Source organism: Microbacterium martis, from assembly GCF_047246685.1.
Taxonomy (GTDB): domain Bacteria; phylum Actinomycetota; class Actinomycetes; order Actinomycetales; family Microbacteriaceae; genus Microbacterium.
In genome coordinates this window covers 446,884-460,941 of sequence record NZ_JBFOKT010000001.1, presented here as the reverse complement: position 1 = coordinate 460,941, position 14,058 = coordinate 446,884, and the positions used below count along the sequence as shown (strand labels likewise).

Here is a 14,058-nt window from a genome sequence, read left to right as displayed (position 1 = left end):
TCTCTTCCTGTGGAGGCGCCGCCGCGCCCGAGGACCGATGGATGACAGTGCAGAAGAACGAGCCACGCAACGACGAGCCGGTCGCCGACGCCGACCTGATCCTCCGCACCCGGTCGGGTGACACGGAGGCGTTCGGCGAACTGTGGCGACGGCACTACCCGTCGGGCCTCTCCGTCGCGCGGTCGATCACCTCCTCCATCGACCCCGACGACCTGGTGCAGGAGTCGTACACCCGCATCTACCAGGCGATCCTCAAGGGCGGCGGGCCCAACGGCTCGTTCCGCGCCTACCTCTTCACGAGCATCCGCAACACCGCGGCCGCGTGGGGGCGCTCGCGCCGCGAGACCGCCATCGACGAACTCGACGCCGTCGCTCACCCCGACAGCACCGAGCAGGCGGCGAACGACGCGCTCGACCGCAGCCTGACCACGCAGGCGTTCCGCAGCCTCCCGTCACGCTGGCAGGAGGTGCTCTGGTACACCGAGATCGAGCAGATGAAGCCGCAGGAGGTCGCCCCCCTTCTGGGCATGAAGGCCGGCGCGGTCTCGCAGCTCGCCTTCCGAGCCAGGGAGGGGCTGCGCGAGGCGTGGATCCAGGCGCATCTGCGCAGCGCCGCGGCCGGCTCCGATTGCCGGTGGACGATCGAGCACCTCGGCGCCTACTCGCGGGGCAACCTCGGAACGCGCGATCACAAGCGCCTCGAACTCCACGTGGATCAGTGCGCGCGCTGCATGATCGTCGCGGCCGAGGCGAAGGACGTGTCGCAGCGACTCGCGCTCGTGCTGCTCCCCCTGGTGCTCGGGGTCACCGGTGCCGCGGGATACCTGGCGACGCTGCAGGGCGCCGGAGCGCCGGTCGTCGCGCTCGCCGCGATGCCCTCGAGCGTCGCGGGCGGCGTCACCGTCGACCCGGGCTCCGGCGCGCTGGCCGCCGGGACGGCGGGCTCGGGCACCGGAGGGTCGGCCGCAGGCTCGGCCGGCGGCGCGGGAGCGGGGGTCGCAGGCGGCACGGGAGCCGGGGCCGCGGGCGGTGCCCTCACCGGCATCGGTGCGCTCGTCGGCGCCGGATCGGCCGCCCTCGTGGTCGCCGGCGTCGTCGCGGCCGCGACCATCATCCCCGGTCTCGCGGGGGCCGACCCCGCCACCTCCCTGCCCGCGGCGGGCGATGCCGATTCGTCGTCGATCTCCTCCGACGTCGGTCCCGACGCCTCGATGGACGCCGAACTCCCGACGGTGACGAGCAGACCCGACCGCGAGCCCGACGAGTCGCCCGCCCCGCCGGCCGACGAGGCGACGGGGCCGGAGACCACGGCACCCGAGACGACGGCGCCTCCCGAGGGCGAGCTGGCCGGTCCGGTGATCGCGCCCCCGTCGGTGCCCGACGGCGAGACCGATGCTCCGGAGCCCCCGGTGGTGGGAGGCCCGTCCGAGCCCGAGCCCCCGGTGGAGCCGACCGACCCGACCGAGCCCACGGATCCGGACGAGCCCACCGATCCCGGCCAGCCGACCGACCCGGACGAGCCCACCGACCCGACCGAACCCACGGATCCGGACCAGCCGACCGACCCCGACGAGCCCACCGATCCGGACGAGCCGACGGACCCGGACGACACGACGGACCCCGACGACACGACCGACCCCGACGAGTCGACCGATCCGACCGAGCCGGCGGTGCCCGCGACGGCTCCGTCGTGGAGCACGGCGACGGTCTGGTTCGACGCCGCACTGCGGGTGCACTACAGCGTGCCCCTCTCGGGGGCTCCCGGCACCACGGTCGAGGCGCTGCTCGACGGCAGCCGCGGCGGAGGCGACAGCATCGTGCTCGACGCCTCCGGAGTCGGCGTCATCGATCTGCGGCCCGACTTCTGGCAGTTCCTGGATCCCGCCGGCACGACCGTCACCTTCCGCTACGTCATCGACGGCGAGCCCGGCCCGACCGCCGACACGACGCTCCTCGCCCTCGAGCCCGGGGCGATCGTCGTGCCCATCCTCGACGCTCCCGAGGCGACCGACGAGATCGCGCCCGCGTCGGCGCCGGCGCCCGCCGAGCCGGCGGACCTCGAGCCCGCGCCTGCCGAGCCCGCGCCTGCCGAGCCCGCGCCCGCACCCGTCGAGCCCGCAGCCGCACCCGTCGAGCCCGCAGCCGCACCCGTCGAGCCCGCACCGGCCGACCCCGCGCCCGTCGAGCCCGCACCGGCCCAGCCCGAGCCCCAGCCCGCACCGGCCCAGCCCGAGCCGGCCGCATCCGCCGCACCCGAGGGCTCCGCGCCCGCCGAATAGACTGAGATCCATGCCCCAGGATCCCGCTCCCGTTCCCGGCGTCGATCGTCCGATCGTCACCGCTCTCGACGTCGTGCGCGTGATCGTGCTCATCGCCGCCGTGGCGTCCCTCGCCCTGTGGGGATTCGCCGGCTGGCCGTTCCCCTGGAACATCGTCGCCGGCATCGGCGCCCCGGTCGTCCTCCTGCTCGTCTGGGCCCTGTTCCTGTCGCCGCGCCCGGTCCTGCGCGTGCACCCCTTCCTGCGCGCAGCGGTGGAGCTCCTCATCTACGTCGGCGTCACCATCGCATGGTGGTCGATGGGCCAAGCGCTCATCGGCACCGCGTTCGCGCTGGTCGCCGTGGTGACGGGCGTCCTGAGCGGCCGCCGCGCGCTGTCGTGAGCGTCGTCCACCAGCTGCGCGAGGCGCTCGGCAGCATCGTCGATGTGAGCGCTGCCGTTCTCGACGAGGCTCGCGCCGACCGGTCCGGCCACGCCGCCGCCGGGCGTCCGCTCGCCGTCGTGCACGCGTCGACCGTCGAGCACGTGCAGCAGACCATGCGCGTCGCCACTGCGACGCGCACGCCGGTCGTCATCCGCGGCGCCGGCACCGGACTCGCGGGGGCCGCCAACGCCGGCGAGGGCGAGATCGTCCTCTCGACCCGGCGCATGACCGCGATCCACGAGGTACGGCCCGACGATCTGCTGGCGGTCGTCGAACCCGGCATCCTCAACGCCGACCTCAACGCCCGACTCGCCCCTCACGGCGTGTGGTGGGCCCCGGATCCTGCCAGCCGAGACATCTCCACCGTGGGCGGCAACATCGCCACCGGCGCGGGCGGGCTGCTCTGCGCCAAGTACGGTGTTGTGCGCGACGCCGTGCTCGGACTCGACCTGGTGCTCGCCGACGGACGCCTGCTGCACCTCGGCCACCGGAGCGTCAAGGGTGTGACCGGCCTCGATCTCACCTCACTGGTCATCGGCTCCGAGGGCACCCTGGGCGTCGTCGTCGGCGCCACCCTCAAGCTGCGCCGACTCGTTCCCGGCGACGTGTGCACGCTGGCGGCGACCTTCTCCGGCGTGCGGGCGGCAGCCGCGGCATCCGCTGCCGTCACCGCCGCCGGCGTACAGCCGGCGATCATGGAGCTGATGGATGCCGCGAGCCTCGCCGCCGTCCACCGCCTGCTCGGCCTGCCCGCTCCCACGGCCGGGACCGCGCAGCTCACGATCCAGACCGACGGCCCGGCGGCGGCGACCGAGGCCGACGTGATCGCCGCGATCCTCCGTGAGCACGGCGGAGTCACCGCGGTCTCGCATGACCGTGAGGAGGGCGAGCGCCTGCTGGCCATCCGCCGCTCGATGCACCCCGCGATGGCCGCCCTCGGCACCACGCTCATCGAAGACGTCTCCGTGCCGCGCAGCGCGATGCCCGCGATGTTCGACGAGATCGCGCGCATCGAACGCGCCTTCGGCCTGACCATCCCCACCGTCGCGCACGCCGGCGACGGCAACCTGCATCCGAACTTCATCTTCGAGGGCGAGGAGGCCCCGGCGCAGGTCTGGGCCGCCGCCGACGAGCTCTTCCGCGCGGCCATCGCCCTCGGGGGCACGCTGACCGGCGAACACGGCATCGGCGTGCTCAAGCGCCGGTGGCTCGCCGACGAGCTCGGAGACGATCAGTGGCAGCTGCAGCGGCAGATCGCCGCCGTCTTCGACCCCCTGGGCATCCTCAATCCGGGAAAGGTGTTCGCGCCGGATGCCTGACATCCATGTCAGCGCGGCCGTGATCGTCGACGACGCCGGCCGGGTGCTCGTGGTGCGCAAGCACGGCACGACCCGGTTCATGCAACCGGGCGGCAAGCCCGAGCCGGGCGAATCGGCGGCGCAGACGCTGATCCGTGAACTCGACGAAGAGCTGGGACTGCGGCTCGCGCCCGACGACCTGCGCCCCCTCGGCACGTTCGTCTCAGAGGCCGCCAACGAGCCCGGTCATCGCGTGATCGCCGAGGCGTTCGCGGCGACGGTCGACCCGTCGGCCGCCGCGGTGCGCGCCGAGATCGCCGAACTGCGCTGGATCATGCCGTCCGACCTCGCGACGCTGCCGCTGGCTCCGCTCAGCACGGAGCACCTGCTGCCGATCGCGTGGTCGTCGCCGACGGCGGGGACGGGCGCTCCCGCGGACTAGATGCCCTGCCAGGCCGGCTTGTTGGCGTAGGTGTAGCGGTAGTAGTCGGCGAGACGGAGTCGCGCGGCCGCGGCCTCGTCGACGACGACGGTCGCGTGCGGATGCAGCTGGATGGCGGATCCCGGGAGGAACGCCGAGAGCGGACCCTCGACCGCATCGGCCACGGCCTGGGATTTGCCCGCGCCGAACGCGAGCAGCACGAGATGGCGGGCCCTCAGGATGGTGCCGAGACCCTGGGTGATGCAATGGCGGGGCACGTCGTCGACCGAGTCGAAGAAGCGCGCGTTGTCTTCTCGGGTCTGCTCCGTGAGCGTCTTCACGCGCGTTCGCGAGGCGAACGACGATCCGGGTTCGTTGAAGCCGATATGACCGTCGGTCCCGATCCCCAGGATCTGCAGGTCGACGCCGCCCGCGGCGTCGATCGCCTCCTCGTAGTCCTCACCGGCGCGCTGGATCGTGGCTTCGGCGCCGTTGGGCACATGGATGCGCTCCGGGTCGAGTCCCAACGGCTCGATCACCTCGCGGGTGATCACCGAGCGGTAGCTCTCGGGGTGTGCCGGATCGAGGCCCACGTACTCGTCGAGCGCGAAGCCGCGCACCTGCGAGACGTCGTGTCCGGCGAGCTGCTCGCGCAGCGCCTGGTAGACCGGCAGCGGCGTGGAGCCCGTGGCGAGCCCGAGCACGGCGTCGGGGCGACGATCGATGAGCGCGACGATCTCGCGGGCGACCAGTGCGCCGGCGGCGGCGGCGCTCTCGACGATGACGACCTCAGCCATGCGGGACGATCTCCTTCTGCGGTACGGCGGCGCCGACGAGTGCAGCGCCGAACGCGGCGGCGGGCGAACCCGCGGGAAGCATCTCGATCCTCTCATCGAGATGCAGGGAGCGCATGAACGCCGACTCCTCGGCATCCGCCTGCAGCGCTCTGCGGATGCCGTCTTCGAGCCGCGGTCCGAGGGCGGTGAGGCCGCCCCCGATCACCACGCGCTCGACGTCGGCCGACAGTACGAGGATGCGCACGGCGGCGGCCGCCCCCCGGTGGAGATCGTCGCGAAGACCGATCGCGACGGGGTCGCCCGCGTCCGCCGCGTCGACGATGTCGCGGACCGGCAGCGCCCCGGGTCGCCCCCAGGCCCTGGCCAGCGCTCCCCCGCCGCAGAACGTCTCGACGCAGCCGCGCTGGCCGCACCCGCACCGACGGCCGCGGGGGTCGACCGACAGATGCCCGACCTCTCCCGCGGTCCCTCGCGCGCCGCGCCAGATGCGTCCGTCCGTCACGATGCCCGCGGCGACGCCGGTGCCGAGATTGAGGTAGGCCATCGACCCCTCGACCCCGCTGAGCACGGCGGCACCGAGGGCGGCGGCCTTCACGTCGTTCTCGACCCGGAACGGCACGGCGAGCAGCTGCTCCGCCCTCGCCGCCAGTTCGAGCGACTCGACGCCGAGGTTGACCGCGTGGTCGACCCGGCCGGTCGCGACGTCGACCAGGCCGGGGATGCCGATGCCGACCGATCCGACGTCGGACAGCGGGAAGCCGGTCTCGTCGCCGAGGGCGGTGACGGCCATGACGACGCTCTCGACGACCGCGTCGTCACCCCATCCGGTCGAGCGGCGCAGCCGTCCGACGATGTCGCCCGAGGGCCCGACGGCGACCGCGTCGATCTTCGTCCCGCCGACGTCGAGGCCCACGCGTATCGGCCGACCCGAGCGGTCGGCGATCTCGGCAGCCGTCATCGGTCGTCGTCCGCACGGAACGAGAGGACACGGCCGGTCACGACACGCCCAGCTGCCCGGAGAGGACCATGACCGCCGCTCCGCGCAGGACGATGTCGTCCTGCGTCGTGCGCCGCACCGTCACATCTTCGAACACGCCCTCCAGAGTGCGAGCGCGCAGAGTCTGGACGGCCGCCTCGATGAGGATGCCGTCGAGCAGGTCGGCCGGGCCGGACAGCACCACCTCGGAGAGATCGAGCGCTGCGACGATCGGGGCGATGGCGATGGCCATGCGGGTGCCGGAGTCGCGGAGGATCTCGTCTCGCGCACCGGGGTCCGCGTCGAGCGCCGCCCGCATGCGGCTGACGCTCAACCAGGCTTCCAGGCAGCCGTCCTTGCCGCAGGCGCAGCGCGGTCCGCCGTCGGTTCCGACGACGACGTGGCCGATCTCCCCCGCCGCGAACCGGCTGCCGACCAGCGGCTGGCTCCCGGTGATGAGTCCGGCGCCGACTCCGCGGCCGAGCTTGATGAGCATGAAGTCCGCCTTCGCCTCGCCGAAGGTGTACTCGGCGAGGACTGCGGCATTGGCGTCGTTGCGCGCCAGCACGGGCAGGTCGAGGTCGGCGCTGAGCTTGGCCTCGAGGGGGAAGTTCGACCAGCCCAGGTTGGGCGAGCTGAGGACGAAGCCGTCGGGACGCACGACGCCGGGGGTGCCGATGCCCACGCCCAGCAGCGGCTGGGTCGAGGCCGCGACCAGGGTGCGCGCGAGGGCGAGGGTCGCGGCGTAGGCCGCATCGCCGTCGGCCGATTCGGGCCGGGGCACCACGCGTCGTTCGAGCACATCGCCGTCGAGGCTGAGGACCGCGCCTTCGAACGCGCTGGGTCCCGACAGGTCGAGCCCGAGGATCTGGTGCCCGATGCGGTCGATGTCGATCAGGATCGGCGGCTTGCCGGGGCCGACGGCCTCGCGCACGCCCATCTCGACGACGATCCCGTCGGCGATGAACTCCGCGACGAGATCGGAGATGGTGACCCGGGTCAGACCGGTCTCGCGCGAGAGGTCGGCGCGGCTCATCGCCCCGGAGTGGTACAGCGTCTGCAGCACGAGCGCGCGGTTGTGCCCGCGAGCGTGTTCGGGCAGCACCTTGGCGCGCGAACGCAGGTGGCGCCCGGGGCCGAAGGCATGCGCGTTCGCCCCGCCGTACTCCGACGATGGGGTCACGCGCTGGTCATCCGAAACGGACATGTTTGTTAGTAGACCTTACGAACAAAATTTGTGCAACCTCTGACCGCGGGTGCCGTCAGAGGTTTACCGAAACGTTACATTATCTTCGATGCGCTGCTCCGGGCGATCCGAGCGCTCGACGAGACGGGCCACGAGGCGCTCGACGATCGCCTCCCGGGCCTCAACGGTCATGAGCTTGCCCGGAACGCCGGGACGACGCTGATCCGGCGAGGGCCCGTCCAGCGGACGATACCGCACCCCCGCGGCGCGCAGGCGCCGCAGGTGCGTCGGCAGGCGACGCGCGAAGTCGGTGAACGGCTCCGGTTCGCCCCCGCGCCACAGCCGCTCGGCGATCGCCGCCAGGCGCGGGAAGAGCGCGAAGTCGACCCGGTCGCGCGTCGGCAGATGCTCGGTCCAGACGTTGGCCTGGCCGCCGACCGCCCCCGGCTCCACCCGCAGGTCGTAGGCGCGCTCGATGTCGAGCGGCGGTCCCACCCGGATCGGCTCGTCGGTCGACGCGGACTGCGGATAGTCGAGATACACCGACAGGTCGGGGCAGGCGACGACCGGGATGCCGCGGCGCAGTGCCTCGTGCATCGCCACGGGTCCGCGCCAGGCGAGCACCCGCACGCCGTCGGGCACGTCACCCTCGAGCACCTCGTCCCACGCCAGAGCCGTGCGACCGCGACGGCGCACGTGCTCGACGAGATGCTCGGTGAACCACGGCTGCACGTCGTGGGGGCCGGCCAGCCCCAGCTCCCGCATGCGTGCGGCCGCCGCCGGGCTCTGCTCCCACTCCGTGATCGGCACCTCGTCGCCGCCGATGCCGATCCACTCCGCATCGAACACGTCGCACAGGGCGTCGACGGCGGCGCGGCCGAAGGCGAGCGACGCCTCGGTCGGCGCCAGCGTGCGCGGGTTGACCCCGAATCGCTCCCATGGGCCGGTGATCGGGTCGCCGACGTCGCGGTTGCCGAGTTCGGGGTAGGCCGCGAGGGCCGCCTGCACGTGTCCGGGAAGCTCGACCTCGGGCACCAGCGTCACGAAGCGCTCGCGCGCATACGTCACGAGGTCTCGCAGCTGATCGGTCGTGTAATGCCCCTCGTGCACGCCGGACTCGACCGTCGCGAGCGGTCCGTGACCGCGCTGCGTGGCCTCGCGGCGCGCGCCGACCTCGGTCAGACGCGGATAGCCCGGCACCTCGAACCGCCATCCCTGATCGTCGGTCAGATGCAGGTGCAGGACGTTGAGCTGATGGTCGGCGAGGAGATCGATCAGGCGCCGCACGTCGTCGACCGGGCGGAAGTGCCGTGCGACGTCGAGCATGAGTCCGCGCCAGGCGTAGGCGGGCGCACCCTCCCACACCCCCGCCGGGATCCGGGCCGTCGCGGCATCCGGATCCCGCAGCTGCCGCAACGTCGAGCAGCCGCGGAAGACGCCGACGGGGCTCGCGCCCCGCACCTCGACGCCCTCGGCCGAGACCGTCAGGCGGAACGCCTCCTCGGCGACCCGGGGGCCCACCCCCGCCGCGATCGTCTCGTCGACGACGAGACGGATCGCCGCCCGTCCGGACGCGCCCTGCGGCGTCCCGCCCAGCCGGGCGACGGATGCCGCGAGCCCGGGCTCCGCGACGACGGGCGTCGCGTCCGACCACACGAAGCCGTCGGCGTCGGGCGAGATCCGCGACTCGATGCGCGGCACCGTCGCGCGAGGCGCGGGCGGCGGCATCCGCAGCGCGCGCCCCGCGGCGACGCCCGTCGGCTCGCCGTCCGCGACGACGGGAACCCCGCCGACCAGCACCTCCACGATGCCGACCGGGGCGTCGTGCGGCGCATCGAAGGTCGCGCCGGCGGCGATGGTCCGGGGGTCGAACAGCACCAGGTCGGCGATCGCGCCCTCCCGGATGACGCCGCGGGGCGCATCGCCGCGATCGAGGCCGAGGCGCGCGGCCGGTGTTCCCGACAGGTGCCGGACCGCCTCCTCCAGGGTCAGGATGCCGAGGTCGCGCACGTAATGGCCGAGATAACGCGGGAACGTGCCGCGACCGCGGGGATGCGGGCGCGCCCCGACGAGGATCCCGTCGCTGCCGCCGGTGTGGCGCGGGTGGCGCATGATCGTGCGGACGTTCTCCTCGTCGCCGATGTGCATCAGGATGCCGGTGGCTCCGGCATCCGCCACGATCGTGTCGAGCACGACGTCGACGGCGCGTCGCCCGCTGGAGGCGGCGATCTCGGCGATGGTGCGGCCGACGAGGTCGCCGAGCGCGGGATCGGCGGTGCCGGAGATCTGGATCTGCGACCAGTCGGCCCGCTCGCCGTGGAATCCGTCGCAGCCGATCTCCTCGAGCTCGACGCGGACGGCTTCCCTGCCCTCGTCGTCGAGGGCCGCGACGGCGTGGAGCAGATCGCCCGTGGCGGCGAGCCGGCTCGGCAGCAGCGCGGCGAGCGTCGTGGCTCCGGGCAGGTAGGGGTAGGTGTCGAGGGTGACGTCGACCCCGTCGGCGATCGCCGCGTCCACCAGGGCGAGGAGCTCGTGGGCGCGACCGCGATTCGGCGCGAAGTTCATCGTGGCGTGGGTGAGGTGCACGGGGCAGCCCGTCCGGCGGCCGATGTCGAGCGCTTCGCGGTAGGCGTCGAGGGCTCCGCCCCCGTAGCTGCGTGTGTGCGGGGCCCAATAGCCGCCGCGTTCGGCGACGACGCGACAGAGGGCGGCGAGTTCGTCGGCGTCGGCGTACATCCCGGGCGTGTAGGTGAGGCCGCTCGACATCCCGAAGGCTCCGGCGTCGAGGGCCGCGCCGAGCAGGGCCGCCATGTCGGCGATCTCTCCGACCGTCGCCGGCCGGTTCTCATGGCCGACGACCATCATCCGCAGGTTGCCCTGCGGCACGAGCACGGCCGCATTGCCGACGGTCGCGGCGTCGACCGCAGCCAGCAGGTCGTCCATGGTGCGCCACGGCACCTCGGCCGGCATCCCGTTCCATCCCGCGATCTGCGCGGGGATGATCGCGGCCGTCGCGTCGTCGAGCGGGGCGTAGCCGAGTCCGTCCTGTCCGAGCACCTCGGTCGTCACGCCCTGGCGGATCTTGGCGTCGTGAGACGTACCGCCGAGCACCGCGAGGTCGCTGTGCGCGTGCATGTCGATGAATCCCGGCGCGAGGACCAGACCTGCCGCGTCGACCTCGACGGTGCCGTCCGGCAGCTCCATCGCGCACGCCTCCGGGTCGGCGGTGTCGCGCACGGCGACGATCCTGGCGCCTTCCACGGCGACGTCGGCGGTGCGACGCGGCGCCCCCGTGCCGTCGACGACCGTCGCCCCGCGATAGACCCGCACGGCGCCGGCCGCGGCCTTCTCCTCGCTCAGAAGCATGTCGCCACCGCTCCGACCACGCGCGGGTCCTCGGCGTCGGGGTCGTCGATCACCGCGACGACGCGCCACTTGTCGAAGGCGGTGCAGGGATGCGACAGCCCCAGACGCACCACGTCGCCGACGGCGACGCCGGCACCCTCGGCGAGACGCAGGAACGCGTGCTGGTCGTTCAGCGCGGTCACCTCGCCCTCGATCGACTGGGGGACCGGGAGGCCGAGGTCGAACGGCACGTCGCGCCGACCGGCGTCGAGGAGGGCGAGACCCTCTTCGGGCTGCGACACGACGCGCGACCAGGCGTGCATGGCGGAACGGAGCGGGGCCGTGCCGGTCACGGCACCGAAAGGCGACATCCGAGCGTAGAACCCGTCGTCGTGGATCTGGAACGCCCCGGAGCGCAGCACCACCTCGGCGCCCTCGCCACGGCTCAGCACCGCGGCCGCCCGGTCGGGGAACGCGCTGCCGCCCGCCGTGAGGATCGGGCGGACGCCCTGCGGGTAGTCCAGGCTGCGGTGGAGGTCGACGAGCGTCTCCAGGTACTGGTCGACCGCGGCGATCGAGGCCTCGCTGCGGTCGGGTCCGAACGGCCCTTCGTATCCGGCGACTCCGGCCAGGCGCAGGTTCGGCGCGGCGGTGATCGCGCGCGCGATGCGCTCCCCTTCTCCGACGGTGCGTGCACCGGTGCGTCCGCGTGCTCCCCCGAGCTCGACCAGGACGTCGAGGGGGCGCGACGCGTCGGCGAGCGCCGCCGCGAGGATCTCGACGCCGGCGATCGAGTCGGCCCAGCAGAGGATCCGCAGATCCGCGTCGGCGGACAGGAGCTCGCCGAGGCGGCGCGCGGCCGACGGATCGGCGACGGCGTCGGCGATCAGCACCGTGTCGACGCCGGCATCCACCGCCACCTCGGCCTGCCACGGGGTCGCCACCGCGATGCCCCATGCGCCGGCGTCGAGAAGCCGCTGCCAGAGGGCCGGGGCCATCGTGGTCTTGCCGTGCGGAGCGAGCAGCACCCCGCGCTCGCGGGCCCACGCGAACACCGTCTCCTCGTTGTGGGTCAGCGACGCCTCGTGCACGGTCATCACCGGGGTGACGAGATCAGACAGGTGCAGTGCGGCCCCGGGGATGTCCGAGAGGCGGAGTCCGTGTGCGCGGGCCGGGAAGCCCTTCGTCCAGGCGCCGATGACGGGATCGGGAATTTGTAGGGACACCTAACAATGCTACTAGGCTGGCCCTATGACCGCGAAGACCCGAGTGACCACGACCGCTGCCCCCGCCCCCGCTCACACGTTCTCGCAGGGCGTGCGCAAGGGGCCGATCGTGCAGGTCTCCGGTCAGGGGCCGGTCGACCCGGCGACGAACGAGTACCTGTTCCCCGGCGACGTGGCAGCCCAGACCACCCGCACACTCGAGAACGTGAAGGCCATCGTCGAGGCCTCCGGGGCGACTTTCAACGACGTGGTGATGCTGCGCGTCTACCTGACCACCCGCGAGGACTTCCCCCTCATGAACGACGCCTACGGCGCCTTCGTCACCGCACACACTCCGAGCGGCGTGCTCCCCTCGCGGACCACGGTCTTCACCGGGCTGCCGCGCGAGGAGATGCTCGTCGAGATCGACGCGCTCGCCGTCATCGACTGATCGGCGACATCGGGCGCTTCCCGGCGTGTCGCACGCGCAGACCGTTACCTCCCCGATATCTCGCATCCCGTACTATTGATCGACAGGACTCACGAGAAACCGGGGGGTGAAGTTCGTGACCGATGTGATCTCCGTGCCGGGCGCCGCAACTGGAGCGCAGGGCGAGACCGACGCACCCACCGCCGTGATCGCGCCCACGAGCATGCCGACTGAGGCGCAGCCGCCGTCGTCCGGCGAGCAGCCGCTCGCCTGGGCGCCGATCGAGCCCGCCCCGAAGAAGCGCCGCCTCGGCCTCTGGATCGGCCTGGGCGTGGGCGCCGTCGTCCTCGGCGCGGGCGCGGCATCGGCGATCCTCATCGCTCCGGGCACCACCGTCGCGGGAATCCCGGTCGGATGGATGACTGCCGGTGCGGCCGCCGAGGCCATCAGCGCGCACATCGCCGAGACCGAGGTCGTGCTCACGGGAGCCGGCGACGGCGCCGTGCTCACCGGCGCCGACCTGGGTGCGACGGCCGACGCCGCCGCCCTTGCCGACGCGGCGTTCGCCGAGCGCCCGATGTGGAACCTGGGCATGTGGATGGGCGAGCCGCTCGCCGCCGATATCGCCCTCGACCAGGCGCAGGCCACCGACGCCCTGCGCGCGGCCGTCCCCTCCAGCTTCGAAGACCCGGTCGACGCCGGCGTCGCCTTCGACGCCGCGACGGCGGCCTACGTCGCCACGCCGTCCGTGGCAGGCACCGGGATCGACGTGACCGCCCTGAACGCCGCCTTCGTCGAGGCCCTCTCGAAGGGCGACAAGACGCTCGAGTACTCGGGCGACCCGGCGGAAGCCCTGCCCGCCGTCAGCGACGACGACGCCGCCGCGACCACCGCCGAGCTGAACTCGATGCTGACCACCATCGGCTTCTACGTGGGCGAGGAGCGCACCGTGCCGATCGATCCGGCCGTGGCGGCCGCATGGCTCACCGTGGTCGACGACGACGGACAGCTGCGCATCGAGGCCGACGCCCAGGCGATCCAGTCGACGGTGGACTACCTCCCCGCGGTCGTCGATCGCGCCCCGGTGAACGCCACCAACATCGTCGACTCCGCGGGCAACGTGCTGCGGGCCGAGCAGGAGGGGGCGACGGGGCGCACCGTCGGCGACACCTCCGGGATCGCCGATCGCTTCGCCGAGCAGCTCGCCGCCGGCGACGGCGTGTTCGCCCTCGACGTGACCGAGACGCCGTTCGAGACCGTCAACCTGTTCCGCAAGATCGACGTCGACCTGAGCTCGCAGCGCGCGACCCTCTACGAGAACGGCGCGGTGGTGAACTCGTGGGCCGTCTCGACCGGACTCCCGGGCACGCCCACCCCGACCGGCAACTTCAAGGTCTTCGCCCACACGCGCATGCAGGACATGGGCTGCTACCCCGGAGCCCCGTACTGCACCGAGAACGTGCCGTGGATCACCTGGTTCACGACCAACATCGGCTTCCACGGCACGTACTGGCACAACAACTACGGCAACCGCATGAGCCACGGCTGCGTCAACCTGCCGATCGACCTCGCCAAGTACGTCTACGACTGGTCTCCGGTCGGCCTCGAGGTCAGCGTCCACAACTGACGCCACCACCCGGCGTGCGTCTCCTCCCCCGTGGAGGAACGACGAAGGGGCGGATGCGACTCGCATCCGC

At 72.8% G+C, this 14,058-nt stretch carries 11 protein-coding genes; 6 read left to right on the top strand and 5 right to left on the bottom strand.

All coding sequences use genetic code 11. The features are described 5' to 3' along the window. The first annotated feature begins 41 nt into the window (after positions 1–41). Genes AB3M90_RS02210 through AB3M90_RS02195 form a run of 4 tightly spaced genes read left to right on the top strand, consistent with a single transcriptional unit; the run spans position 42 to position 4,443 of the window. Positions 42–2,279: a sigma-70 family RNA polymerase sigma factor gene (locus tag AB3M90_RS02210; protein WP_412949671.1), complete on the top strand. Its 2,238-nt coding sequence runs from the start codon at positions 42–44 to the stop codon at positions 2,277–2,279. Positions 2,280–2,289: 10 nt separating this feature from the next. Next, entirely contained in the window at positions 2,290–2,661 is a 372-nt protein-coding gene (locus AB3M90_RS02205) for a YrdB family protein (RefSeq protein WP_412949670.1), read from the top strand. Further along, entirely contained in the window at positions 2,658–4,022 is a 1,365-nt protein-coding gene (locus AB3M90_RS02200) for an FAD-binding oxidoreductase (protein WP_412949669.1), read from the top strand. The genes AB3M90_RS02205 and AB3M90_RS02200 overlap by 4 nt, the downstream gene beginning before the upstream one ends. Then, the gene (locus AB3M90_RS02195; protein WP_412949668.1) at positions 4,015–4,443 is read left to right on the top strand and encodes an NUDIX hydrolase; all 429 of its coding nucleotides are present in this window, start codon (positions 4,015–4,017) and stop codon (positions 4,441–4,443) included. The genes AB3M90_RS02200 and AB3M90_RS02195 overlap by 8 nt, the downstream gene beginning before the upstream one ends. On the opposite strand, the gene nagB is transcribed toward AB3M90_RS02195, so the two are convergent. From nagB to AB3M90_RS02170, 5 genes are all read right to left on the bottom strand, one after another. Next, complete coding sequence (gene nagB, locus AB3M90_RS02190) at positions 4,440–5,219, bottom strand: glucosamine-6-phosphate deaminase (protein ID WP_412949667.1); 780 nt, start codon at positions 5,217–5,219, stop codon at positions 4,440–4,442. The two genes, AB3M90_RS02195 and nagB, sit on opposite strands and share 4 nt — an antisense overlap. Continuing rightward, positions 5,212–6,177, bottom strand: coding sequence for an ROK family protein (locus AB3M90_RS02185; protein ID WP_412949666.1), 966 nt, complete (start codon positions 6,175–6,177; stop codon positions 5,212–5,214). Before AB3M90_RS02185 ends, nagB begins: the two co-directional genes overlap by 8 nt. A 37-nt stretch (positions 6,178–6,214) precedes the next feature. Further along, positions 6,215–7,402: an ROK family transcriptional regulator gene (locus AB3M90_RS02180; protein ID WP_412949665.1), complete on the bottom strand. Its 1,188-nt coding sequence runs from the start codon at positions 7,400–7,402 to the stop codon at positions 6,215–6,217. Between the two features lie 63 nt (positions 7,403–7,465). Further along, positions 7,466–10,747 carry a family 20 glycosylhydrolase gene (locus AB3M90_RS02175; protein ID WP_412949663.1) on the bottom strand — a complete coding sequence of 1,094 codons (3,282 nt, stop codon included), beginning with the start codon at positions 10,745–10,747 and terminating at the stop codon, positions 7,466–7,468. Continuing rightward, a complete protein-coding gene (locus AB3M90_RS02170; protein ID WP_412949662.1) occupies positions 10,738–11,952 on the bottom strand; it encodes an alanine racemase in 1,215 nt (404 codons plus the stop codon). The genes AB3M90_RS02175 and AB3M90_RS02170 overlap by 10 nt, the downstream gene beginning before the upstream one ends. Positions 11,953–11,977: 25 nt before the next feature. Between AB3M90_RS02170 and AB3M90_RS02165 the strand changes: the two genes are divergently transcribed. After that, entirely contained in the window at positions 11,978–12,382 is a 405-nt protein-coding gene (locus tag AB3M90_RS02165; RefSeq protein WP_412949661.1) for a RidA family protein, read from the top strand. 106 nt (positions 12,383–12,488) lie between these two features. Then, positions 12,489–13,988, top strand: coding sequence for a L,D-transpeptidase (locus AB3M90_RS02160; RefSeq protein ID WP_412949660.1), 1,500 nt, complete (start codon positions 12,489–12,491; stop codon positions 13,986–13,988). The last annotated feature ends 70 nt before the right edge of the window (positions 13,989–14,058 follow it).

Bases quoted from the DNA above. Each gene is read 5' to 3' on its own strand.
- AB3M90_RS02175 (WP_412949663.1), bottom strand. From the start codon at position 10,747: ATGCTTCTGAGCGAGGAGAAGGCCGCGGCCGGCGCCGTGCGGGTCTAT.
- AB3M90_RS02185 (WP_412949666.1), bottom strand. From the start codon at position 6,177: ATGACGGCTGCCGAGATCGCCGACCGCTCGGGTCGGCCGATACGCGTG.
- AB3M90_RS02180 (WP_412949665.1), bottom strand. From the start codon at position 7,402: ATGTCCGTTTCGGATGACCAGCGCGTGACCCCATCGTCGGAGTACGGC.
- AB3M90_RS02210 (WP_412949671.1), top strand. From the start codon at position 42: ATGACAGTGCAGAAGAACGAGCCACGCAACGACGAGCCGGTCGCCGAC.
- nagB (WP_412949667.1), bottom strand. From the start codon at position 5,219: ATGGCTGAGGTCGTCATCGTCGAGAGCGCCGCCGCCGCCGGCGCACTG.
- AB3M90_RS02195 (WP_412949668.1), top strand. From the start codon at position 4,015: ATGCCTGACATCCATGTCAGCGCGGCCGTGATCGTCGACGACGCCGGC.
- AB3M90_RS02205 (WP_412949670.1), top strand. From the start codon at position 2,290: ATGCCCCAGGATCCCGCTCCCGTTCCCGGCGTCGATCGTCCGATCGTC.
- AB3M90_RS02165 (WP_412949661.1), top strand. From the start codon at position 11,978: ATGACCGCGAAGACCCGAGTGACCACGACCGCTGCCCCCGCCCCCGCT.